This window comes from Hymenobacter sp. DG01 (genome assembly GCF_006352025.1).
In the GTDB taxonomy this organism is placed as follows: Bacteria; Bacteroidota; Bacteroidia; order Cytophagales; family Hymenobacteraceae; genus Hymenobacter.
The window spans coordinates 3,342,111-3,364,760 of the sequence record NZ_CP040936.1; the positions used below are offsets into that span (position 1 = coordinate 3,342,111).

Consider the following 22,650-nt stretch of genomic DNA (forward strand, 5'->3'; position numbering starts at 1 on the left):
GCTATGGCCATTCTTTCCAAAGACGAGTCGCAGGCTATCCTGAAGAAGGTGGTGAGCTTCACTACTGCTGATGAGTGCCAGGCTACCCTGCAGGGCCGCACCAGCGGCAACGTGCGATACGCCCGTAACTCCGTGAGCACCGCCGGGTCCCGCGACAATGTGTCGTTGGTGGTGGAGGCGAGGTTTGGCAAGCGGGCGGGGGTAGCCACCTGCAACCAGTTCGACGATGCTACCCTGCGCCGCTGCGTGCAACGGGCCGAGGAAATTGCCCGTCTCGCCCCCGAGGACCCCGAATACATGCCCTTGCTGGGCCCCCAGCAGTACCTCACGCCGGTAAGCTACGCAGCCAGTACCGCTGGTATTACCCCCGACTTCCGGGCCCAGGCCGCCGGCGACAGTATTGCGCTGTGCGCCGCCAAGCAGCTGACTGCCGCAGGTTACCTCGAAGATGGCGCTTCTTTCCTGGCCCTGCGCAACAACAAAGGTCTGGAAGCCTACCAGCAAAGCACCAACCTCGACTTCTCGGTGACGGTGCGCACCCCGGACGGTACCGGTTCAGGCTACGCCGTGGCCGATTTCACCGATGCCAGCAAGTTCAACGCCAAGGCCCTGACCCAGATTGCGGCCGACAAAGCTGCCGGCTCGCGCAATGCCAAAGCCCTGGAGCCCGGCAAGTACACCGTTATTCTAGAGCCTGCCGCTCTGGTTTCCGATGAAGGTTTGCTTAACAACCTGGTGTATAACTTCGGAGCCCGCGAGGCCGATGAGGGACGCTCCTTCCTGAGCAAAAAGGGGGGCGGCAACCGTACCGGCGAAAAGCTGTTCGACCCACGCATTACCATCTACTCCGATCCGCTGAATGCCCAAGCTCCGGGCGGCGTGTTTGATGGGGAAGGGCTGCCGGTGAAGCGCATGAACTGGGTGGAAAAGGGCGTGGTCAAGAATCTGTACTACACCCGCTACTGGGCCCAGAAAACGGGCCAGCAGCCCACGGCTTTTTCTGGCAACTTCATCATGGAAGGGGGCACCCAAAGCGTGCAGGACCTGATCAAGAGCACGGCTAAGGGCATTCTGGTTACGCGCCTGTGGTACATTCGCGACGTGGACCCCCAAACGCTGCTGTTCACAGGCCTGACCCGTGACGGAACCTTCTACATCGAGAACGGTAAGATTAAGCACCCGGTGAAGAACTTCCGCTTCAATGAAAGCCCCGTGATTATGCTCAACAACATCGAGGCCATCGGGCGGCCCGTGCGGTTGGGCGGCAACCTGGTGCCCCCGCTTAAAATTCGGGACTTCACCTTCACCAGCCTCTCCGACGCGGTGTAGCATCACAGATTAAACGGATTGCCGGAATCATACGGATTTCAGCACCGAGTTTAGGTTGTTCCTGACTATCTATCAAGTAAAAAAGACGCCCCTGATGGGGCGTCTTTTTTTATTTTTAGCAGGTAGCATCTTATTAAGATGTTAAGATGCTATTTGTCGCCGAACTGCAGCGCCAGATAGCCCTGAATGACGCGGTTGCGCAGGCGCGGATCATTGCTGCCGCTGAGGTTGCGCACGTCGTTGATGTCGTTGACGCCGGCGGTGAAGCGCCCGCCTACCAGCAGGTTTCCCAGCTTCAGGCCCGCCCCGGCCGCCAGGCTCAGGTCGCCGCGCTTGTAGCTGCTGTAGGGGCCGTTGCCGGAAGAAGATACGCTCACGTCGCCGCTGGCATCTTTGCGGAGCAGAAAGCCAAACTGCGGTCCGGCCTCCACGAACACCGGCCCCACTGTTACCTTAGCCAGCACCGGCAGGTTGAGGTAGTGCAGCTTAGCATCATAATTCCCGACGGCATCCTTAAACGAGCTACCCTGCAGGGAATACAACAGCTCCGGCTGAATGGAAATGGGCCCGATCAGGTCGGCCTCGTAGAAGATGCCGGCGTGATAGTACGTTTTGTACTTGGTAGAGGTAGAGCCCAGATTTTCCCCATCGAGCACGGCGGCGTTGATGCCCGCTTTTATGCCCAGCTGAGCATGGGCCGTGGCGGCCAGCAGCAGAGCCAGCAAGAGAAGCAAAGTTTGTTTCATGGCGCAGGTACTGAGAAGGTTATAGATACTAGTACGGGGTAGTAACGTAAAACCTTCGGCGCGGGGTATGCCTGAGTTCCGGCTTTATCGCTTCCCGAGCAGCTTACCCACCGAGAGCTGAATGACGCGGTTGTGCAGCCCTCCCAGGCCCAGGGTTGACCGCAGCTGCCGCTCATCGGAATTGTTGTTGATATCAGACAGCCCGTAGTTCAGGCGCGCATCCAGCATCCAGCCCGAGGCAAACTCATACCCCACTCCGCCCACAATGCCGCCTTCCAGCTTCCTGACATCCTTGCTGCCACTGTCGCTGGCTCCGAGCAGAATGCCCAGCTGCGGCCCAATGTTGAGGTAGGCGTGGCGGCCCACATACTGGCGCAGCAGCACCGGCAGGTTTAGGTAAGCAATCCGCCGGTGCACCACGGTGGTCTGGCCCTGGGGGCCGATGGGTTTCTTCTCGTTGGTACCCTGCAGGCTGAGCTGCAGCTCGGTTTGCACGGCAAAGCCCTGCGCGCTGGGCCGGAACCGCACCATTGGCCCCAGCGTAAACCCCGGAAACAACTGGGCGCTGCTATTGATGGTCCCGCTTAGGGTAGCCAGGTTCAGGCCCGCTTTCAGGCCTAGCCGGGTTTCGTCGGCCGGGGCCTGGGCCGCGGCCGTGCCCGCCAGCCCTACCAGACCCACCGAGAGAAGTACGAATACAGAACGCATTGAAAAAGAACAGGACAAAGTAAACCTGGATGACTGAAGTAAAAGCGCCGTGTGCTTTCTTGCCAGAAGCAGCCCCCAAGCTCGACAAAACTTCTCAACTTTCCGGACCCTGGCAAGCCACCTGCCGACCATAGCTGGTGTCTTTGCGCCGCATCTTCTTCTTTCATCTTCTGCCATGCCCGCTCCTTTCACCTTCGTGCGCCTGCAATACCGCTCCGGCGACTGGGATGCCGTGGATGAGCGCATGCCGGCCAACCTGCTTCACTCCCTGGTTCAGTACACCAAAGTACCCGTCAATGCCAAGGAGAAAGTAGTAGCCCTCGATTCGCCGGAGTTGTTTCGCTACCCCTTCTGCTACCTCTCGGGGCATCGATTGGTGCAGTTTTCGGCCCCGGAAAAGAAAAACTTCGAGCAGTACGTGCGCGGTGGAGGCTTTGTGTTCGTGGATGACTGCAACCACGACATCGACGGGCTGTTTGCGCGCTCCTTTGAGGAGCAGATGCGCGTGTGCTTCGGGGCCGGCGCCCTGAAAAAGCTGCCCAAAACGCACCCCATCTACTCGCAGTTTTTCAAGTTCCCGGAGGGCCCGCCCAACACCGGCTTCGAGCTCAATGGCTGGGGCGACGACCTGGTGCACGACTACCTCAAGGGTATTGAAATTAATGGGCGCCTGGCCGTGCTGTACTCCAATAAAGACTACGGCTGCGAGTGGGACTACGACTTCCGCAATAAGCGCTTCCTGGCCGAAGACAATACCAAGTTCGGGGTCAATATTATTCTGTACGCCCTGACCGCCTGATTTTCCGAGTAGCTTTTCTCTATTATTCCCTCCTGTTCTTATGCGTCAACATCTACTTTCTACCCTGCTGCTGGCCGCCGGACTGGCAGCCCCGGCCACGGCCCAGGTGCGGGTGCAACTGGATCCGCTGGGCCCACTACGCCTGCGCCTGGGGGTGCGGGCCGGTGCCCAGGTTACCCGCATGACAATTGCCGCGCCCGACTATGTGTCAACCGAGCTGAAGTATAACTACTGGGGCGGGCAGGCCGGCCTGGTGCTGGAGGCAGCCGTGGGGTGGTTGAGCCTGCAGCAGGGGGTAGTGTTCAGTCAGAAAGGTTACCGGGAAAAACGCAGCTGGACGCAGGAACTGCAGGGTACCTCCTACCCCTCGAAGAGTTTGGTGCGCCTGCGCCTGAACTACCTGGAGCTTCCCCTGAACCTGGTGGCTACCGTGCACGGGGTGCAGCTGTTTGCCGGCCCTTACCTGGGCGTGGGCCTGAGCGGCGAGTACAAGTACACGTACACCAAGCCCATGCGCACCTCGGAGTACTACCAAACCTACGCCCTGACCAGCTACGCCAACGAAACGAAAATTGGCTTCGGCAAGAAAAGCCCCACGCCTTACTACCGGCCCTTCCGGCGCCTGGATGCCGGCTACCAGGTAGGGGTAGGCTACCGGCGGGGCGGCTGGCAGGCCCAGGCTGCGTACTCGCACGGGGTAAAAAACTCGTATGAAAGCATCTATATCGGCTACGACCCACCAGCCGAAAACCGGGGCTTCCAGCTTAATCTGACCCGCTTTTTTGGCCGCCCGGAGCCCGCGCAGTAAGGCTGCCTGGCCGCGTTTCTAGAAGCGGTAGCCCAGGCTGATGCGCCCGTCGAACACGGTACCATTTTCGTAGAAGGTTTCTTCCTCGTAGTAGCCGCCCCCGCGGCGGTAGTTCCGGATCTGGTCCTGGCCGATGCGCGCCCAGCTCATCAGCCCGCCCGACACATCCAGCAGAAACCGGCGCTGGGCTCCCAGCGGCATCTGGCTTCCCAGCAGCACACCCGCGCCGCCCAGCTTGCGCCGCACTACCTCCGGCCCATAACCCGAATCCTGCCGGATGCCGCGGTAGCTGAGCGTGGGGGCCACGTAGAGGCCCGCCAGGCCCGTTTGCCGGCCCTGGTAATAATAGTAGCGGCCCTGGGCGGCCAGGCCCCAGGCACGCTCCTCGGGGCTGCCGCCGTTTACCAGCAGCTCGGCGTTGGCGCTCAGCCGGGGCCGCAGCTGCCGCTCATAGCCCAGCAGCAGGGGCATCAGGATACCACTGTTTCCCAGGGCCGAAGACGCCAGGTTCCGGGCCAGAATACCGCCTACATCCAGCCGGAGGGCATTGGAGTACACGGCGGGGGTAGGCTTCAGGGTATCGGGGAGTGGGGACTGGGCCTGGGCTGCGGAAGAAACCAGGCCGGTAAACAGGAGGGCGGCAGCCAGGCGGCCCCAGTGGAAAGTGCGGGAGTAGTTGCGTATCATGGTCCGAAATAGATACTTGCGGCACGGGGCGGCAAACCATTCGGGCGGTTTATCAGACTTTACCTGCCGAAGAAAAAAGCAGGCAAAAACCTTTTCCCGACGCATCCTTGCCGTCCTATATCTGACTTTGTCCTGGCTTCATCCTCTTCTCTTTCTGACTTTTCAACGCTCCACTTTCCGTGACCGAACAAGACGTAACCCGCCTCCTTCAGAAAATACCGCAGCTTAAACAGGAAATCGGAAAGGTGATTGTGGGCCAGCAGCAGGTGCTGGATGAAGTGCTGGTGGCCCTGCTGGCCGGGGGCCACGCCCTGCTGGAAGGTGTGCCCGGCCTGGCCAAAACCCTGCTGGTGCGCACCCTGGCCCAGGCTACCGACCTGCCCTTCCGCCGCATCCAGTTCACGCCCGACCTGATGCCCACCGATATTCTGGGCACCGAAATTCTGGAGGAAGACCACGGCACGGGCCACCGCTCCTTTAAGTTCAACGAAGGGCCCATCTTCGCCAGCCTGGTGCTGGCCGACGAAATCAACCGGACGCCGCCCAAAACCCAGGCCGCCCTGCTGGAAGCCATGCAGGAAGGCCACGTAACGTACGCCGGCCAGGAGCACGCCCTGCCCAAACCGTTCTTTCTGCTGGCTACCCAGAACCCCATTGAGCAGAGCGGCACCTACCCCCTGCCTGAGGCCCAACTCGACCGGTTTCTGCTTTACGTGCGCATTGGCTACCCCACCGAGCAGGAAGAGTTGGCCGTGCTGAGCGGCACTACCGGCACCAGCCGCCAACAGGTGCAGCCAGTGCTGGGCGGCGAGGAGGTGCGCCAGCTGCAGCAGCTTACCCGCCAGGTAAGCATCAGCGAGGAGCTGCTGGGACTGGTGAACCGCCTGGTGCGCGCTACCCGTCCGGCTACTTCCGAGGTTAAGTTTATCCGGGAGTACGGCCGCTGGGGTGCTGGTCCGCGCGCCGGGCAGGCCTTGATTTTGTGCGCCAAGGCCCGGGCCTTGATTCACGGCCGCTTTGCCGCTACTCTGGAAGACGTGCAGGCCCTGGCCCCGGCCGTGCTGCGCCACCGCGTGCTGCTCAACTTCAACGCCGAAGCCGAAAACCTCACCCCCGACGATGCCGTGCGGGAGCTGCTGCAAGCCGTACGGATCTGATAAGAGGGCAGGAGGGTGTGGGGGTAAGAGGGTAGGAGGAAGAATCTTGGTTTTTAGCTTGTAGCAGGGGAGGCCTTACCCAGCCAGGCCAAGGTTTTTGCAACCAATAAAAGTCTAGATGCCTACCCCCACACCCTCCTACCCCCACACCCTCCTACCCTCCTACCCCCTTATTATGCTCACGCCCGAACACCTGCACGCTCTGCACAATCTGCCTCTGGCCGCCCGGCGCGCCGCTGAGGGGTTGCTGCACGGCGCCCACGCCAGCCGCCGACGCGGGGCGGGTCTGGAGTTTAGCCAGTACCGCCCCTACCAGCCCGGCGACGACCTGCGCCGCCTCGACTGGCGCCTGGCGGCCCGCTCCGACCGGTATTACCTGCGCGAATCGGAGGTGGATACGAGCCTGGTAGTACATCTGGTGCTGGACGCCACGGCCAGCATGAATCACCGCGACGACAACGGCCTGACCAAGCTTGACTACGGGCGGCTGCTGTGCGCGGCCCTGGCCTACGTGGCCAGCCAGCAGGGCGACGCCGTGGCCCTGACCATTCTGCACCCGGCGGGCCTGCGCCACCTGCCGCCCCGCGCTGATGCCCGCCAGCTGCCCCGCCTCTACCACGCCCTGGAAACTGCTGAGGCCGCCGGCTCCTTCCCCGACGCGGCTACCCTGGCCCCGCTCACGGCCCGCCGCCAGCCGGCTCTAACTATTTGCGTGAGCGACCTGTACGAGGAAAACAGCGAGATTGAGCAGCTCCTGACCCGCCTGCGCGCCGCCTCGGGCGAGGTGCTGCTGCTGCACCTACTGGCCCGCAACGAGTTGGAATTCACGTTTCGGGGCGCTGTGACCTTTGAAGATCTGGAAACCGGCCGCACTCTCCAGCTCGATGCCGACCAGCAGCGCCGCGCCTGGCAGCAGCATCTGCAGCAGTGGCTCCGCGACACGGCCCAGCGCGCCCGCACCCACACCTTCGACTATTACCAGCTCAGCACCGCCGAACCTCTGACCACGGCCCTGCGCGAGTTTCTGCGGCGGCGAAGCCTGGGGTAGCCTCTGCCTGGCATAGCAGGAAACGGCTGAATATTTGCTTCGGCTGATATTCTATCCATTTCCGCTATGTCCATGAAGAACTATCTACTCCTGGCGGCCCTGCTCGGCTCGGCCCCAGCGCTGCAGGCCCAGACAACCCCGCCCCCGCTCCCGCCCCTTCCCCTGGATAGCGCCACCCACAAAATTGCCTACCGCGGCACCCTGGTAGCGACCGGGGTACCAGCGGCCGAGCTCTACGGCCGCACGCGCGAGTGGACAGTCCGGCAGTTTGAAGATGCCCGCCAGGTAGTACAGCTCGATGATCCGGCCCGGGGTGTGCTCATGGGCCGGGGCGTTACCCTGGTCCACGGCGTAGGTTCCACGTCCGGCGCCGACCGGGATTTTGCGCTGAGCTTTTTGTTCCGACTGCGGGTAAGCGAGGGCCGCTGCACCTACGAAATAACCGACCTGAGCTACTACCTGGGTCCCGACTACGCCCGGAATGACACCTACGCCGTTACGGATATCCTTTCTTATATGCAGCAGTGGCAGCGCACCGCTATTGCCACCATGCCCGCTCAGAACCGCCGCGCGCCCCTCGACGAGGAGCTGACCGGAAGCAAAGCCCAGGCCTCCCGAGGATATGCCCGCCAGAGGCTGATCCGGGACGGGCAGGGAGTTGATAACGCCGTGAAAGCGCTGCTGCTCGGGTTAGCGCAAGAGTTGCGGGCGGGCTCCGTTCTGCCTTAGCTCCGGGCCGGGGCCGCAATAGTGCGGTTGCCGTTGGCAGCCAAGCCCGCTGGCACCCGGATGAGAGCGGCGGCCTGAGCCAGGAGTTTGCCTTTATCCGGGTACTTCCCCGCAACGCCCGCTGCTAAAGTTGTGTCTGTGTTTCTGTTTTGCCTACTTTCCGGCGGGAGGTAGCGCTGAGCGGCCGCCCATACTTCGCCACAGAAACCAGACCTGTTACTTGCCTTCGTTGTTTTTCTCCCATGCCGCTGCCGGATGGCTGGCCCTGCTGGGCCTGGCTGTTCCGCTGGCCATCTACCTCTGGAACCGGCGGCCGGGGCGCGTAGTGCAGGTAGGCAGCCTCCGCTGGCTGGATGCGGCCGCCAACCGGCGCCTGCGCAGCATCAAGCCCGAGCAGCTACTGCTGTTTCTGCTGCGCGCCGCCGTACTGAGCCTGCTGGCCCTGGCCCTGGCCGAGCCCACCCAACGCCTGCCGCAGCCTCCCGTGCGGGGGCAGGTACTATTGAGTTCCTGGGCTACTCCCGCTCAGGTAGCCGCCGTACGCCCGCTGCTGGACTCGTTGCGGGGCCGGGGGTATCAGCTACGGCGCCTGAGCATTCAGAAGCCCATAGGCCCGCCTCAGCCCTGGACCACCGTGGGCCTGGCGGAGCCTGAGGGGGCGGCCGACGCCCCCGTGGCTGCAGCGGCTACCCCCCTGCCTTTGCCGGAAGCCTCTGACTCCGTGGCTCCCGCCAGCTCCCTATGGAGTATGGTGCGCCAGGCTGCCGATTCCCTTCCCAACCGGCCCCTGGTGGTGCTGGCCCCGCTTACCCTGGATGCGTTTGCCGGCACGCGGCCGGCCCTGCCGGCTGCCGTCCGGTGGCTGCCCCTGCCTTCTCCCGATTCGGTGGCGTGGCCGGTAGCCGCCTGGCGGCCCCGCCCCGATAGCTTGGTTCTGCTGCTGGCCTATGGTTCTGAAAACGGCATTTCTTTTCGGCGGGCGCGCCGGCCGTGGCCGGTAGCCAGTGGGCCGGTGGTCGGGTTGGGGCCAGGCATTGAGGTAGCCTTCGATGCCCCCCGCCGGCAGTTTACCGCTGTTACCGACTCTGTTCGTCGGCCCCTGCCCCTGCTGACCCGGCCGTTGCGCCTGGCCGTGAGCTACGATGCTGCCCACGCCCCCTCGGCCCGGGTGCTGGCTGCGGCTTTGCGGGCGGCCGGCTCCGTGCTACCCCTCTCCCCCCGCCTGACCGTTGGCGGTGCGCTTCCCCTCCCCACTGACTCCCTCGACTGGCTGTTCTGGCTGCGCGATGCGCCGGTTCCGGCCCCTTGGGCGGGGCGGGTAGCCCAGGGGCTGCACATCTGGCAGGAAGCTGCGGGAACCGGGCAGGTCCGGGCAGTCAGCTTCGCGGCTCCGGGCAGCGCCGTCCCGGTTCGGCTGCACCGCCTCGATTCGGCTGTTGCGGTGGGGGCCTCCACGGCTTGGCCGCTGGCAACGGGCGGGCCGCTGCTTTCCACCCGCCCCAACGGGGCCGGCACCTGGTACCGCCTGCACACCCGCCTCGACCCGGCCTGGAGCAGCCTGTCCGAAAGCCCCGAGCTACCCGCCCTGCTCCTGTCGCTGCTGCTGCCCGAGCTTCCGGCAGCGCCTACCCTGCGCCCCGACCCTCGGGTTATGCCCCTGCGCCAGCTCACGGCGGGGCCGGTAGCCGCGCCCACTACCGCCCCGCGCGCAACGCCCGGCCCCGTCCGTGCCTTAGCGCCCTGGGCAGTGGCGGCAGCGGGCCTGCTGTTTGGGCTGGAGCGCCTGCTGGCTGCCCGACGGTTCCGGCAGCAGGCTGCCTGATTTCTTCTGTACTATCTCCGCTTCTGACATGAATTCGCTGACTGCTAGTGCTTCCGCTCCTACCACTACCGCGTTGCGGGAGGCTCATCGGGAGTGGGCCTGGCGCAGCACGGCGGCGCTGCTGGTGCCGGCCGCCGCCGCGGGCGCGCTGCTGCTGGCTCTTTACCTGGGCTGGCCTGTAGCCCGCCTGGCAGTGCTCGGCGTGGCCGGGCTGGGTTTGCTGGGGCTGGCTGCGCGGCTTTGGCACATCTGGCAGCAGCCCTTGCCGCGCGTTGCCCGCCGCCTCAACCGGCACCATCCGGAGCTGGAAGACAGCAGCACCCTGCTGCTGCGCGACTCCACCGAGCTTAACCTGCTGGAACAGCTGCAGCAGCAACGGCTGCTGGACCGCCTGCCCCACCTGAGCGCCGCGGGCCCACTGCTTCCCGTAGATTTTCGCCGGCCCCTGCTGCTGGCCGGCGTGCTGCTGGCCCTGGCCGCCGGGGTCTGGTGGCAGCACCCTACGGCGGGAGCTACCCCCTCACAACCCACCGAAAAGCCACTTCAGCTGCGTTTCGCGGCCCAGAAGCCCCTACCCCCAACGGCGGCCCGCATCCTGGAAACGCGCCTGCGGGTGCAGCCTCCCGCTTATACCCGGCAGCCCGCTTTTTCGCCCGCTGCGGCATCGTTCCGCTGCCTGCGGGGCAGCCAGGTGCGCTGGACCGTACGGCTGAGTCGGGCCGTACCAGCTGCCCCGGTGCTGGAGCTGGGCAGTCGGCGTGTGCCGCTGCGGGCCGTTCCGGGCCGGTCGGCGGAGTTTGCCACCGAAGTTCCACTGACGGCTTCGGTCCTGTACCGCATCCGGTTCGAGGGGCAGCTTTCGGAGGAATATGCCATTGAAGTGCAGCCCGATCAGGCGCCTACCATCCGGCTCATCACCCCAAAAGCCTACACCCTGGTAGAGTTTGGCCGCCCGCCCCAGGTAGCCATCCGGGCCCAGCTGCACGACGATTTTGGCCTGACCCGCGCCCGCCTAGTTGCCACCATTGCCCAGGGCCAGGGCGAAGCCGTGAAGTTTCGGGAAGTGGTAACGGACCTCAGCGCTGCTCTGCGCGGGCAACCCCAGACGGGCACCGTGCAGCACCTGCTGCGCCTGCCGGCCCTGGGCCTTACTTACGGCGACGAAGTGTACTTCTACCTGCAGGCCTGGGACAACCACCAGCAGCTGACCCGCTCCGATACCTACTTGGTGCAGTGGGAAGATACCACGGTGCAGGAAAGCGCCCTGGATGTGTCGTTGGGCGTAAGTGCCAAGCCGGCCTACTTCCGTAGTCAGCGCCAGATTATTATCGACACCGAAAAACTGCTCGCTGAGCAGCGCGGCCTCCCGGCGGCTACCCTACTGGAGCGCGCCAATGGCATCGGCTTCGATCAGAAAATACTGCGCATGCGCTACGGCAAGTTTCTGGGTGAAGAAGCCGATGAAACCATTGGGGGCCCGGCTCCTGGTCCGCCCACGGCCGATGCTCCGGCCGAGGAGCCCGGCCTGGGTTCCGTAGTGGCCGAAGACCACACCGAAGCCACACCCCCTACCCCGGCTGCTACTCCCGAAGGCCATTCCGCCGACGACGGCCACGACCATAGCCACGCTTCTTCCTCCTCGGCCCATGATGCGCCCGGCGCCGCCCTTACGGCCGAGCTGATGGACCCGTACATTCACCACCACGACGATTCTGAGACGGCCGACTTCCTGGAGCCCGCCGTGAAGGCCAAGCTGCAGGCCGTGCTCGGCCAGATGTGGGAGGCCGAGCTGCGCCTGCGTACCGGCCGCCCCCGCGAGGCCCTGCCCTTTGAGTACCGCGCCCTGCGCCTACTCAAACAGGTACAGCAGCAAACCCGTGCCTACGTCAAGAAAGCCGGCTTCACGCCCCCGCCCATGCCCGAAGCCACTACCCGCCTTACCGGCGACCTGGCCGGCGCCGCCGCTCCCCGCCGCGAGCTGCAGTTGGCTGCCCCGGCCCGGCAGCCGGTGGTGCGGGCCGCCCTGCGCCTGCTCACCCAGCTGCACGGCCAGGCCTCGCCTCCGGCCGGCGCCGCTACTACCCTCGACCAGGCCGGGCAGGAGCTGGCCCGGGCCGCGCTGCAAAATCCGGGAGCTTACCTCAGCGCCCTGCGTGAGCTGCGCAGCCTGAGCGCCACGCTGCGCCGAGGGCAGCCGGCAGCGGCTGAGAAGCTGCCCCTCATCGAGCGGGCGCTAACGGCCCTGCTGCCACCGGCCCCGCCTACCCCGGCGCACGCCGCCAAGCCGGGCAACCGCCTGGCCCGGCGCTACCTGCAGGAGCTGAGCCGGTAGGGGCCTGCCCATTGCTGTTGCTGGCTTCGAGCCGTCCGTTTTTTTGCGTTGAGTACCCGTCCGCTTTCCCTCTGATGATTTATTTTCTTGCCTTCTGTCTGCTTTTAGCCACTGCCCTGACCCTAGCAGCTTGGCGCCGGCCCGATGCCCGGCGGCGTCTGCTGCGGCTGGGAGCCGGGCTGGCAGCCGTGGGCGGGCTGTGGCTGGCGGCTTTTCCTCCTACCCGCACCCAGCAGCAGCTGGCCAGCCAGGCGGCTATTGTGCTAACCGATGGTTACTCACCAGACAGCCTGCGCCAGCTGCTGCGTGGGCTGGCCGCCGGTACGCCGGTGTGGCGCTACGGAGCCACTCCCCCCGATACCCCTATCCTCAGCAACCTTCCGGCCCTCCGCCAACGCCTGCCCCAGCTGCACACCGTGCATGTGCTGGGCCAGGGCCTGCCCGCCGCCGATGTGCCGGCCCTTCGCGGACTGCGGGTGGTAGCACACCCGGCGGCACAAGCCGTGGGCTTCCGGGCGGCGGCCTGGCCTCGCCAGCCTGAGTTAGGTCAGCCCTGGGCCGTTGAGGGCTCTTTTAGCGGTGCCACCGCTCCTGCCTGGATTAGCCTGCAGGCGGCCGGCGCGCCGCGCGACTCCGTGCGGCTGCCGGCTGGAGGGGGCACTTTCCGGCTTCGCTTTACCCCGAAGGCCGAAGGTCGGGCCGTGTATAGCCTGGTGGCACGCACCGAGGGCAAAGTGCTGGCCCAGGAGCCCGTGCCCCTGGAAGTGCGCCCCACCCGGCCCGTGCGCGTGTTGCTGCTGGCCGCCGCGCCTTCCTTTGAAGTTCGATTTCTGAAAAACTACCTTGCTTCTCACCAGCACAGCGTAGCCGTGCGCACGGGCGTCAGTCGGGGGCTGGTCCAGACCGAGTTTCTGAACAGCGCTACCTCCCCCGACCTCTCCCGACTTACCCCAGCCCTGCTGGCGCGTGTTGAGCTGGTTTTGGCGGATGCCGGTTCCCTGGCCGCTTTGTCAGGAGCTGAGAGTGCCGCGCTGGCCCAGGCAGTGCGGGCTGGCAGCTGTGGTGTACTGCTGCTGGCCGATGCTGCCACCATACCGCGCGCGCTACCCGGCGCTGGGGCTTTTGGACTTCTTACTCGTTCTGCAGCGGCAGCTACGGCGCCCCAACCTCTCAGCTGGCCCGAGGCCCCAGTGCGCCCGGCCGCGCTGCTGCCTGCTACCCTGCGGCCCGGCCCCGAGCTCCGGCCCCTGGTACTGGCCCCGAACCAGCAGCCGGTAGCAGCGGCCCGGCGCCTGGGGCTTGGGCAGGTGGCCGTCACGACGGTAGCCGAAACGTTTCCGTGGCTGCTGCAGGGGCAAACGGCGGCCTACGAGGCCTACTGGAGTTACCTGCTGACGGCCCTGGTCCCGGCCACGTCATCTGTTCCGGCCATTGAGCTTACCACGGCCTGGCCCCGGCCCCATGCGCCCCTTACCCTCCAGGTTACGGGGGCCTCGGCCCCCTACCTGCGCCTGCGCGCCGGCAACGCCGCTCCGGTGCAGGTGGCCCTGCGCCAGAACGCCTACGTACCGGAGTGGAGCACGGCCCCTTATTGGCCTACCGCACCGGGCTGGCACGAAGCGCAGGCCGGCCCGGCGCGGCAGTGGTTTTATGTGTTCAGCAATGAGCAGTGGCGCGGTCCGGCCCGGCAGGAATGGCTGCGGGCCGTAGCGCCCCTGGGCGCGGCCGCCAAAGTATCGGCGGCTCCGGCAACTGTTACCACGCACTCAGGTTGGCCGCGCTGGTGGGGCTACCTGCTTTTCCTGCTCGGAGCCGGTTTGCTTTGGCTGGAGGAAAAGCTGTAAGTGGTTAGGCTACCCGTTTGCTTGCCGCTGGCCTACTTGCGTTGGCTTTCCTGAATCCATCAGCGTAATGCCAGACTCCGGCCGTGGGCAGCGGCCGGGGCCTGAAAGCAAAAAGCCCGAGCTCCGCGGTACGGAACTCGGGCTTCGGGAAAAACGTACCGGCCAAACCGGCGCGTAATTACTTCTGCTCGGTAGCAGTGGTAGTGGTGGTAGCTTCCGTGGTAGCGGGAGCAGCCTCAGTGGTAGCAGCAGCAGCCGTGGTGTCGGTGGTAGCAGCAGCAGCCGTGGTGTCGGTGGTAGCAGCAGCTTCAACCGAAGGAGTTTCGGTAGAAGTGGTGGTTTCTTCAGCTTTCTTCGACTCGCACGAAACGAGGGTAGCAGCGAAAACAACGGCCAGAGCGGATACCTTCAGGAGGTTCTTCATTTTGGTAGTAGGTTTGAAAAATTTTGTCCGAAAAACGCCCTTCATACCGGCAGAAGCGAATGGTAACCCAACAGTAGAAAATATTTTTTCACTGGGTTACCCTGCGGGGCTCACTGTATTAATCAACAAAGCGAATGGGTAAGGGACAACCTGCCTACACCGACGAGGAATTTGTGGCGGCCATCCGCCGCGACGACGACCGGGCGCTGGCGCAGCTCTACCGGCTGCACTTCCCCATGATTTCGCACTACGTGCTGCAAAACAGCGGCACCGAGGACGAAGCCAAGGATGTGTATCAGGAGGGAGTGATGGTATTCTATGAAAAGGTACGCGAAGGCTCTCTGGAGCTGAGCTGCCAGATCAAAACCTACCTCTACGCCGTGTGTCGGCGCCTCTGGCTGAAACGGCTCACGGAGAAAACCCGCTTCGGCGGCCGTCTCGATGACCACGAGCCCTACCTCGAGACCGGCGCCGAAGCCGATCTGGAAGTGGCTGAAGAGCGCGACCGGCAGCTGGGCACCATGAGCCAGGCTCTGGAGCGCATCGGGGAGCCCTGCCGCTCGCTTTTGGAAGGATTTTACCTGCTCGATAAATCGATGCAGCAGCTTACGGCCGAGTTTGGCTACACCAACGCCGACAACGCCAAGAATCAAAAATACAAGTGCCTGGTACGACTTAAAAAACTGTTTTTCAGTCAGTACCAGGAACACGAGACTTAGCCCCGGCGGTTAGTACTCGGGAAGCCTGGGGCGCACTGCCCCGCTTGCCTGTGCTGACTGCTACCCCCGGACATGAAAACCGAAGCCGACTACTACGCTTTATTTGACGCTTACCGCGCGGGCACCCTGCCCGACGAGGAGCGCACGGCCCTGGAGCGCCGCCTTGCCGCCGACCCGGCGCTGGAACGCCGCCTGCAGGAGTTCGAAGCCCTGACCGGCACGCTCACGGCGTATGGCCGCCGCCTGGCCCTGCGCCGCAAGCTGCAGGCCATCCACGCCGATATGGAGGCGGAGCAGGCCGTGCGCCTGACCCCGCTGGCCAAAGTAGCCGAGGAAGACGAGCGGCACGAGCGGTTTGCCAGCGGCCAGCCCCCCCGGCCCATGCTGCGCATTTCGCGCACCGAGGAAAAGCTGCGGGCCTTCTGGCACGGCCACCGTGCCACCATGATGGTGGCTGCCTCGGTGGCCATTATGGCCGTATTTGCCACCCTGTTGGGCCTGGAGTGGTGGCGCGCCTCCCAGAAGTCGTCGTTGTACGGGTACACCGTTCTGCGCCGCGAGGTAGAGCGCATTAAGCGCACCCAGCGCTCCATGAACCGCACGCTCAACCAGATAGAAGCCCAGCCGGAGAAAATCAATCCGGGCAAGTTCAGCGGCACGGGCTTCGCCCTCACCGCCGATGGCTACCTGGTGACCAGCTACCATGTAATTCAGGGGGCCGATTCCTTACTGATTGAAGGCCGCGACCGGCAGCGCTTCCGCGCCGAGCCAGTATTTACCGATGTAGCCCACGACCTGGCTATTCTCCAGATCAAGGACAAATCTTTCAAGGGCTTTGGCCGCCTGCCTTACTCCTTCAAGCGGGGCCAGTCGGACCTGGGCGAGAAAGTTTATACTCTGGGCTACCCCCGCGAGGACCTTGTGTTTAACGACGGCTCGCTGAGCGCCCGCTCCGGCTTCGAGGGCGACACGGGCTTCTATCAAATCAGCATTCCGGTAAACCCGGGCAACTCGGGCGGCCCCTTGCTCGACGACAGAGGCAACCTGATTGGCGTTATCAGTGGGCGGCAGATGGACGTGCAGAGCGCCGCCTTCGCCACCAAATCGTCGTACCTGATGCGGCTGGTTGACTCGTTGAGTGCTGCCGGCGCTGGTCAGTCGTACAACTTGCCCCGGGCCAACCAGTTGGCGGGCACCTCGCGGCCCCAGCAGATCCGGAAGCTGCAGGATTACGTTTTTGTGGTGAAAGTGTATGAATAGCCTGTTCATTAGCAGGTTTTGCTCCACTTGGTTTCTGTACAAAAGCCCTGCCTGCCGGCGGGGCTTTTGCGTGGGAGCGGGCCTCCGAATGGGAGGTTTGGGGCTAAGTAGGGGGTAGCAGCCGCGCCGCCAGGGTAGTATTTGTGGCCTCAACCATATCAAAAACCCGGCGTTTCCCGTAGAGGCTTTCGGTGGTTGTGCCACCACTCTCCCGATACTTCCTTCACTGTTTCTTACTTGCCTGCTATGAGCTCTCAATTGCCCCAGGAAATCGAAAAAATTGCCCCCGAGGAAATCATTAACACCCTGCAGAGCGCCTATAAGGTATTTCAGGGTGAGCACGACCAGCTGGACGACCTGCTGAAGAACGGCGGGCAGCTGCTGCGCAAAGTAACCAAACGCTTCACGCCCACCCAGCTGATTGTGGGTATTGCGGTAGTGGCCAGCGTGGCCGTGCTGGTAGCCGCCCGTGCTATGGATACCGATCAGGAAGAGGCGGCATAACTGCTACCCTCTTCTACCTCTATAAAGCTCCTCAACCATGAGGAGCTTTTTTGTTACCCTTTTGTTGATATGGTTTTTTATATAAATAATTTACTTTATAATTGCATCAAGTCAAACTAATATTGCCTGCGTTATGAAAACAGCTACTTTCGCATTCCTGGGGATTGCCCTGCTACTGGGCACCGACGCCGTAGCCGCCTCTGCCTCGCCAGAGACTGAAAGCCTTCCCATCAGCACCACCGCAGCTCCCACGCTCACCACCGACGCAGGCGCAGCCGGCCGTGGGGGATGGATCAAGCGCAAGAAGCGGCGTGTAGTGCCCGCCTACCGCCGGAACATGCGGCGGCATCGGTAGAATTGGTGAAGCCGCTCCGAAAAACAGCAGCGCCTGACTCGCAAACCACTGCGGGTCAGGCGCTTTTTTATAGAGGCAGCTATTCTCAATTAGCTATCTGCCTGTTTTTTTTGTACATATCTTTATCATTTTCATATTATATATTGAATAAACAAAATAAATGGATTAAGATTGCCAATAGCTTCAACTATATAACGGCATAATACCATGAAAGCCTTGCTCGCCTCTGCCCTACTGATTACCGTGGTACTTACGGCTACTGAAATGGCGCAGGCAGCGGCTCCGGAGCCCGCCAATCGGGTTCGGCAGAAAACGGGCTGGTTTAGCAAGCTTCTCCCCGCCAAAAAGCGTCGTCCGCCCGTGCTGCCCTACGAGCGGGCCTTGCGGCGCAATGAGCTTTTCCGCTCTTAGTCAGGACTTACTTTTACTGAGCTTTTGATCGGCCGTGCTGTTGCTCCTGCTGCTTAGGCGGCAGGCAACAGCACGGCCGGCTCGTTGTGGGCAGGCGAGTTTACCAGCGGGCTGACTACATACTCCCGCATAGCATCGGGGGCATAGGGCTGGAGCAGCAGCTGGTGGCCGGCCAAGCCCAGGCCGTCATCTAGCCAGGCCAGCTCCGCCTCGCGCCCCGGCAACAACACGGGCATACGGTTGTGAATAGGAGCCATCAGGCTATTGGGGGCCGTGGTGATGATGGTGAAGGTAGGATGCACCTCTCCGGTATCCCGGTTCAGCCACTCATCCCAGAGGCCGGCGAAAGCAAACGGCTCTTCGGAAGTCAGCAGAATGCGGTGGGGCACTTTTCCGTGGGAGGTTACCTGCCATTCATAAAAGCTGTCGGCCAGCACCAGGGCCCGGCGGCGCTGCAGCAGCGTACGGAATGAGGGTTTTTCGGTGAGGGTTTCGGCACGGGCATTAATGGGGCGCGGGGCCTTCTGCACGTCGCGCACCCAGCCGGGCAGCAGCCCCCACTGTAACAGCTGAATACGCCCCGGCTCCGTGTTCAGGATAACCGGCAGCTGCTGGGAGGGGGCAGCGTTATAGGTGGGGCCGGCGGTGGAACCGGCAAAAGAGGCTTCGAAGCGGGCTTCCAGGGCCGCAGCGGGCGGAGTAACGGTATAACGGCCGCACATAGTCAGGCAGAAAATCGGGTGGAAATACCTGGATTTGAACGGCTGGCCTGTCGCATGGTTTAGGGAGCCGCCCTGAAAATGATGTTTCCCTGGTTTTGGCGGTACGCTTAGGGCTGCCGGTCCGCTGGCTCCTGCGCGGGTATGGGGTAGCGCTGCAGCAAGTCCAGCAGCACCCCGTTGGTCCAGCCAAATCCGTCCTGGAGCGGGTACTCGCCACCGCCACCCAGGGCCGCGGTATTCACCACATCATACTTTTCCATGAGCTTGCCGGTTTGCTGAAACACCCGATGGTTCAGCTCTATCCAGCGCCGGGCCACCGTGCCGGCCAGCTCCTGCTGCTGGTAGCGCCGCAGGCCCTGCACAGCCACCCACTGCAGCGGAGCCCAGGCATTGGGCGCGTCCCACTGCTGGCCTGTGGCCGTGAGGGTGGTTACCAGCCCGCCGGCTTTCAGAAACTCCTGGCGCAGCACGGCAGCCACTTTGCGGGCCTGCGCGGGGGTAGCCAGGCCGCTTTCCAGCGGAAACAGGCCGGCCAGAGTACGCACGGCGGAGTGGCGGCGCAGCTCCCAGTCGTAGTCCTGAAACCAGCCGGCGCGGGCATCCCAGCAGTAGCGCTGCACGGCTTTGGCGCGGGCGGCGGCCTGGGCCTGAAAGCGGCGGGCCGCCGCGGCCTCGCCGCGGAGCTGACTACTGCGGGCCAGGGTCAGCTCCAGCTGGTACAGCAGGCAGTTCAAATCAACGGGCACCAGGCTGGTGGTGCGAATAGACTCCAGGCCCTGCCCCGGCACAAACCAGCGGCTGCTGAAGTCCCAGCCGGAGGCCGCAGCGGCCCGCACGTTGCGGTAAAACTGGCCGGGAGGCTGGGAGCTGCGCCGGGCCGCCGTTACATCTTGCAGGTAAGATTCTTCGCGCGGCTCCTCGCTCCGGTCCCAGTAGCGGTTCAGGGTTTCCCTGCCAGGCAGGCGCACCACCGAGCGGTAGGCCTTGCCGGGAGCCACGGAGTCGGCGCCAGCCATCCAGAACTGGTACTCCCGCAGCAGGGGCTGGTGGTAGCGCCGGAGCACCGTATCGCCCTGCTCCTGGGCCAGCAGCTCTACCATACGGCTGAAAAACGGGGGCTGGGAGCGGGTGAGGTAGTACGTGCGGTTTCCGTTCGGGATAAAGCCGTAGCGGGTAATCAGGAAGGCGAAGTTGTCCAGCATGCCCCGTATCAGCTCGGGCCGACCGCTCACGCGCAGCCCCAGCATAGTGAAGTAGGAGTCCCAGTAGTACACCTCGCGGAAGCGGCCCCCAGGCACCACGTAAGGCCGCGGCAGGGGTAGCAGCGAGGAGTACGGCGCTACTGAATCTTGGCCGGGGCGCCGTAGCACGCTCCAGAGCGTATCGAGGTGGTGGCGAAGGCCACCGGCTACCCGGGTGTGGTAGCCGGAAGCGGAGGCTTCGGGCAGCTGAAAATACGCCCGTACAAACCGGCCCAGATCAAAGCCCGGCAGGCGGCGCTGCTCCTCGTAGGCGGCCAGCACCACGGCCGGCGGCTCCAGGGGCACGGCATCCACGAAGGTTTTGTTGTCGGGAAAAACACGGCCCAGCTGCACGGCTTCAAACAACCCCGGAAACAGCTGCCGGGGGCTGCGCGGCCCGGCAGGCTGGGCGCACGCCAGCCGGGCTATCAGCAGCAGAAAAAGGCAAACAACGTGGGTTTTCTTCATGGGGATGAGCGGGAAGCTGACCACCCCTATACGCCGGCGGCACCGGCAAGGTCGAGGGACCTGCCGGGGGGTAGCACTAACTTGGCCGCTGCCGGCTGGAGCCCGGCACAGGCGCTGCCTTACTTTTCCGGCTCGAGGCGGGGTAGGGCAATGAAAAAGGTGGTGCCATCGTCCTCGGCGCTTTCAAACCAGATGCGCCCCCGGTGCAGCTCCACGATGGCTTTGATAATGGACATGCCCAGGCCGGTGGTTTTCTCGCCCCGCAAACCGGGCCGGCGGGCCGGCGTGAACCGCTCGAACAGAACAGGCTGCATTTGCTGCGGAATGCCGATGCCGGTGTCCTTTATAGTTATCAGCACTTCGTGGCCCAGGTCCTGAAGCGCCACCTGAATGTGGCCGCTGTCGGGGGTGAACTTGATGGAGTTGCTGAGCAGGTTGTTGACTACCTGCATAAACTTGTTGTGGTCGAGGTGGAGGTAGCAGGCAGCGGGGCCGGTAAAGGAAAAATGCTTGCCCAGCCCCCCCTCCGATTTTTGCAGCTCCTGCACTATCTCGTGCAACGATGGGCTTAGGTTTACCCGCTCCAGCTTCACCCGCACGCTCGACGACTCCATAAACTCGTTATCCACGAAGTCCCGGATCAGGTTGACGCTGTCCTGGCAGGTGGTCTGCACGGACTGGAGCAACTCCGAGAGCTGGGCGTCCTGCAGGCTTTCAATCCGCTCACCCAGGTAGCCCGCTACCTGCTTGATCATGATGAAGGGCCCAGCCAGGTCATGCGAGAGAATCTCGAGGGTAGTGTTTTTCTTTTTATTGAAGCGGTCGGCGTTATCAATGTACTCGCGGGTTTGCGTGATGTCCTGCACGGTGCCGCTCAGGTAGGTCTGGCCCGGAGCCTGCTCTACCCGCCCGACCGTAAAGCACAGCCACTGAGGCCGCCCCGCACGCCCGGGAGAGGGCATCAGGCGCAGCTCCACATCTTCCACAAACTTGCCTTGCAGCAGGTGCGTGAGCCGGGCGGCAGCGTAGGTCTGGTCGTCGGGGTGCAGGCGGGCCAGCAGGGCGGGCAGGTCCTGGTTCACGGTTTCGCGGGGGTGCTGCACTATCGTATCGTAGGCTGCACTCACGTACACTACCTCTCTGGCCTCCACATGGTACACGAAATACAGCAGCTGGCTGCGCTCAGCCAGCGGACGAAACAGAGAAGCAAAATCGAGCATAGCCAGCGGTGGTGACGGTAGTGTAACATACGCAGGCACCGCCCAGACGTTCACCCGCTCACTTCCCTGCTACCGTCGGGCTGCTTTTGGGCTGGGCGGCGCTATCAGCCTACCCCACCCAGGAGTGCCGAAGCCCGGCCACCGGACCCCGTTGCGGCCGGCTTATGGTGCTGCGGCGGGCCCATCGGCTGAATAAACAGATGCCCAATATCGGGGTACCGGGCCTGCACCATCGCCTGCAGCCTGCTGATGGCCGCGCTCAGCTCGGGGGCCAGCAAGTGAGGCTGAAACTCTACCTGCAGCACCAGCAGAATATCGTGGGGGCTGAGGTAAGACGACAGGGGCGCGGCGGTGCTTACCACCGCGGCATCGGCCTGAACCAGGTGGCATATGTTTTCCAGCAGCTCGGCTTCGGCCGGCTCACCCAGCAGCAGGCTTTTGTTTTCGCGCAGCAATAGCCCCGCCACTACCACCAGCATCAGGCCAATGAGCACTGAGGCTACCCCATCGAGGTAGGGATTCTGGAGCTGGTGGCCCAGGAACACGCCCAGAAACGCTACCAGCAGCCCCAGCAAATCGGCGGCATCCTCGAACAGGACCACAAACACCGACGGATCTTTGCTACCCCGGAAGGCGGCCCAGAAGCGGCGGCGCCCCCGCTGGGCGTTGAACGTGCGCCGGGCCACCAGAAACGAAGCCCCATCGAAAAGAAAGGCCACGCCCAGCACCACGTAGTTCCAGGTGGGCTCGCCGGGCGGCACCGGATGGCGCAGGTGCTCGATGCCCTCGTACATGGAAATGCCGCCCCCAATGGCAAAAATGCAGATGGCCACGATAAATGACCAGAAATACAACTCCTTGCCGTAGCCAAAGGGCCGCTTCTCCGACGCCGGCCGCTGGCTGCGGTGCAGCCCCAGCAGCAGCAGCCACTCATTGGCCGTATCAACCAGGGAGTGGATACCTTCGGCTACCATAGCCGAGCTGCCGGTGAAGGCGGCCGCCACAAACTTGATAACGGCAATAGCCAGGTTGGCTGCCAGCGCCGCCACAATAGCCACTTTGGAAGAAGGCGGCGCGGCGGGCGCGGCGGGCGCGGCAGCGGGAGCAGAGGAAGCAGGGCGCACGGGTCAGCAGATTAGAAAGCGGAGGAAGCAGGAATACAGGCCTATTACGGGCCGGCGAGAGGCTATGGCTACCCTACCGGCCCGCTTCGGCGTGGGCTGCGTCTGCTACCGTGCAGCTGCCCAATAGCCATTTCCGACTATTCCCACGTACCAGAGGGGTAGCCCATTTCGCTTTCGTTGGCTTCCTTTGGTC

At 63.6% G+C, this 22,650-nt stretch carries 22 protein-coding genes; 14 read left to right on the plus strand and 8 right to left on the minus strand.

Translation table 11 applies throughout. From position 1 onward, the window contains the following. The first annotated feature begins 3 nt into the window (after positions 1–3). Positions 4–1,329, plus strand: a complete 1,326-nt coding sequence (locus FGZ14_RS14145) for a TldD/PmbA family protein (RefSeq protein WP_139924881.1) — start codon at positions 4–6, stop codon at positions 1,327–1,329. Between the two features lie 149 nt (positions 1,330–1,478). Here FGZ14_RS14145 and FGZ14_RS14150 read toward each other — a convergent pair whose 3' ends face one another. Further along, positions 1,479–2,075 carry a porin family protein gene (locus FGZ14_RS14150; RefSeq protein ID WP_139924882.1) on the minus strand — a complete coding sequence of 199 codons (597 nt, stop codon included), beginning with the start codon at positions 2,073–2,075 and terminating at the stop codon, positions 1,479–1,481. 84 nt (positions 2,076–2,159) lie between these two features. Next, positions 2,160–2,783: a porin family protein gene (locus FGZ14_RS14155; protein ID WP_180754359.1), complete on the minus strand. Its 624-nt coding sequence runs from the start codon at positions 2,781–2,783 to the stop codon at positions 2,160–2,162. A 175-nt stretch (positions 2,784–2,958) separates the two neighbouring features. Between FGZ14_RS14155 and FGZ14_RS14160 the strand changes: the two genes are divergently transcribed. Together FGZ14_RS14160 and FGZ14_RS14165 are read left to right on the plus strand one after the other, a co-directional pair. Continuing rightward, a complete protein-coding gene (locus FGZ14_RS14160) occupies positions 2,959–3,582 on the plus strand; it encodes a DUF4159 domain-containing protein (RefSeq protein WP_110978861.1) in 624 nt (207 codons plus the stop codon). A 40-nt stretch (positions 3,583–3,622) separates the two neighbouring features. Next, a complete protein-coding gene (locus FGZ14_RS14165; RefSeq protein ID WP_139924884.1) occupies positions 3,623–4,390 on the plus strand; it encodes an outer membrane beta-barrel protein in 768 nt (255 codons plus the stop codon). Between the two features lie 18 nt (positions 4,391–4,408). On the opposite strand, the gene FGZ14_RS14170 is transcribed toward FGZ14_RS14165, so the two are convergent. Beyond that, positions 4,409–5,077, minus strand: coding sequence for a hypothetical protein (locus FGZ14_RS14170; protein WP_139924885.1), 669 nt, complete (start codon positions 5,075–5,077; stop codon positions 4,409–4,411). A 179-nt stretch (positions 5,078–5,256) separates the two neighbouring features. On the opposite strand from FGZ14_RS14170, the gene FGZ14_RS14175 reads away from it, so the two are divergent. The 6 genes from FGZ14_RS14175 (at position 5,257) to FGZ14_RS14200 (ending at position 14,009) form a co-directional block, all read left to right on the plus strand. Next, on the plus strand, positions 5,257–6,234 hold the full coding sequence (locus FGZ14_RS14175; protein ID WP_139924886.1) for a MoxR family ATPase: 978 nt from the start codon (positions 5,257–5,259) through the stop codon (positions 6,232–6,234). Between the two features lie 175 nt (positions 6,235–6,409). Next, complete coding sequence (locus FGZ14_RS14180; protein WP_139924887.1) at positions 6,410–7,282, plus strand: DUF58 domain-containing protein; 873 nt, start codon at positions 6,410–6,412, stop codon at positions 7,280–7,282. Positions 7,283–7,354: 72 nt separating this feature from the next. Continuing rightward, the gene (locus tag FGZ14_RS14185; protein WP_180754360.1) at positions 7,355–8,011 is read left to right on the plus strand and encodes a DUF4468 domain-containing protein; all 657 of its coding nucleotides are present in this window, start codon (positions 7,355–7,357) and stop codon (positions 8,009–8,011) included. A 229-nt stretch (positions 8,012–8,240) separates the two neighbouring features. Beyond that, positions 8,241–9,833, plus strand: a complete 1,593-nt coding sequence (locus tag FGZ14_RS14190) for a BatA domain-containing protein (RefSeq protein WP_180754361.1) — start codon at positions 8,241–8,243, stop codon at positions 9,831–9,833. Positions 9,834–9,861: 28 nt separating this feature from the next. Then, positions 9,862–12,165, plus strand: a complete 2,304-nt coding sequence (locus FGZ14_RS14195; protein ID WP_139924890.1) for a DUF4175 domain-containing protein — start codon at positions 9,862–9,864, stop codon at positions 12,163–12,165. Positions 12,166–12,239: 74 nt separating this feature from the next. Then, complete coding sequence (locus FGZ14_RS14200; RefSeq protein ID WP_139924891.1) at positions 12,240–14,009, plus strand: hypothetical protein; 1,770 nt, start codon at positions 12,240–12,242, stop codon at positions 14,007–14,009. A gap of 178 nt (positions 14,010–14,187) precedes the next feature. Here FGZ14_RS14200 and FGZ14_RS14205 read toward each other — a convergent pair whose 3' ends face one another. Next, positions 14,188–14,433 carry a hypothetical protein gene (locus FGZ14_RS14205; protein WP_139924892.1) on the minus strand — a complete coding sequence of 82 codons (246 nt, stop codon included), beginning with the start codon at positions 14,431–14,433 and terminating at the stop codon, positions 14,188–14,190. Between the two features lie 134 nt (positions 14,434–14,567). Between FGZ14_RS14205 and FGZ14_RS14210 the strand changes: the two genes are divergently transcribed. The 5 genes from FGZ14_RS14210 (at position 14,568) to FGZ14_RS14230 (ending at position 17,682) form a co-directional block, all read left to right on the plus strand. Continuing rightward, on the plus strand, positions 14,568–15,152 hold the full coding sequence (locus FGZ14_RS14210) for an RNA polymerase sigma factor (protein WP_139924893.1): 585 nt from the start codon (positions 14,568–14,570) through the stop codon (positions 15,150–15,152). A gap of 72 nt (positions 15,153–15,224) precedes the next feature. Beyond that, complete coding sequence (locus FGZ14_RS14215) at positions 15,225–16,412, plus strand: trypsin-like peptidase domain-containing protein (RefSeq protein WP_139924894.1); 1,188 nt, start codon at positions 15,225–15,227, stop codon at positions 16,410–16,412. Positions 16,413–16,658: 246 nt separating this feature from the next. Beyond that, positions 16,659–16,916, plus strand: a complete 258-nt coding sequence (locus FGZ14_RS14220; RefSeq protein ID WP_139924895.1) for a hypothetical protein — start codon at positions 16,659–16,661, stop codon at positions 16,914–16,916. A gap of 133 nt (positions 16,917–17,049) precedes the next feature. After that, positions 17,050–17,271 carry a hypothetical protein gene (locus tag FGZ14_RS14225; RefSeq protein ID WP_139924896.1) on the plus strand — a complete coding sequence of 74 codons (222 nt, stop codon included), beginning with the start codon at positions 17,050–17,052 and terminating at the stop codon, positions 17,269–17,271. Between the two features lie 207 nt (positions 17,272–17,478). Continuing rightward, positions 17,479–17,682 carry a hypothetical protein gene (locus tag FGZ14_RS14230; RefSeq protein ID WP_139924897.1) on the plus strand — a complete coding sequence of 68 codons (204 nt, stop codon included), beginning with the start codon at positions 17,479–17,481 and terminating at the stop codon, positions 17,680–17,682. A 53-nt stretch (positions 17,683–17,735) separates the two neighbouring features. On the opposite strand, the gene FGZ14_RS14235 is transcribed toward FGZ14_RS14230, so the two are convergent. The 4 genes from FGZ14_RS14235 to FGZ14_RS14250 all read right to left on the minus strand — a co-directional run bounded on the left by FGZ14_RS14235 (position 17,736) and on the right by FGZ14_RS14250 (position 22,457). After that, the gene (locus FGZ14_RS14235; RefSeq protein ID WP_139924898.1) at positions 17,736–18,404 is read right to left on the minus strand and encodes an SOS response-associated peptidase; all 669 of its coding nucleotides are present in this window, start codon (positions 18,402–18,404) and stop codon (positions 17,736–17,738) included. 107 nt (positions 18,405–18,511) lie between these two features. Continuing rightward, positions 18,512–20,113: an alpha,alpha-trehalase TreF gene (gene treF, locus FGZ14_RS14240; protein WP_139924899.1), complete on the minus strand. Its 1,602-nt coding sequence runs from the start codon at positions 20,111–20,113 to the stop codon at positions 18,512–18,514. A 119-nt stretch (positions 20,114–20,232) separates the two neighbouring features. After that, entirely contained in the window at positions 20,233–21,333 is a 1,101-nt protein-coding gene (locus FGZ14_RS14245) for a sensor histidine kinase KdpD (protein WP_139924900.1), read from the minus strand. Between the two features lie 104 nt (positions 21,334–21,437). Continuing rightward, complete coding sequence (locus tag FGZ14_RS14250) at positions 21,438–22,457, minus strand: cation diffusion facilitator family transporter (protein WP_139924901.1); 1,020 nt, start codon at positions 22,455–22,457, stop codon at positions 21,438–21,440. Positions 22,458–22,650 lie beyond the last annotated feature (193 nt).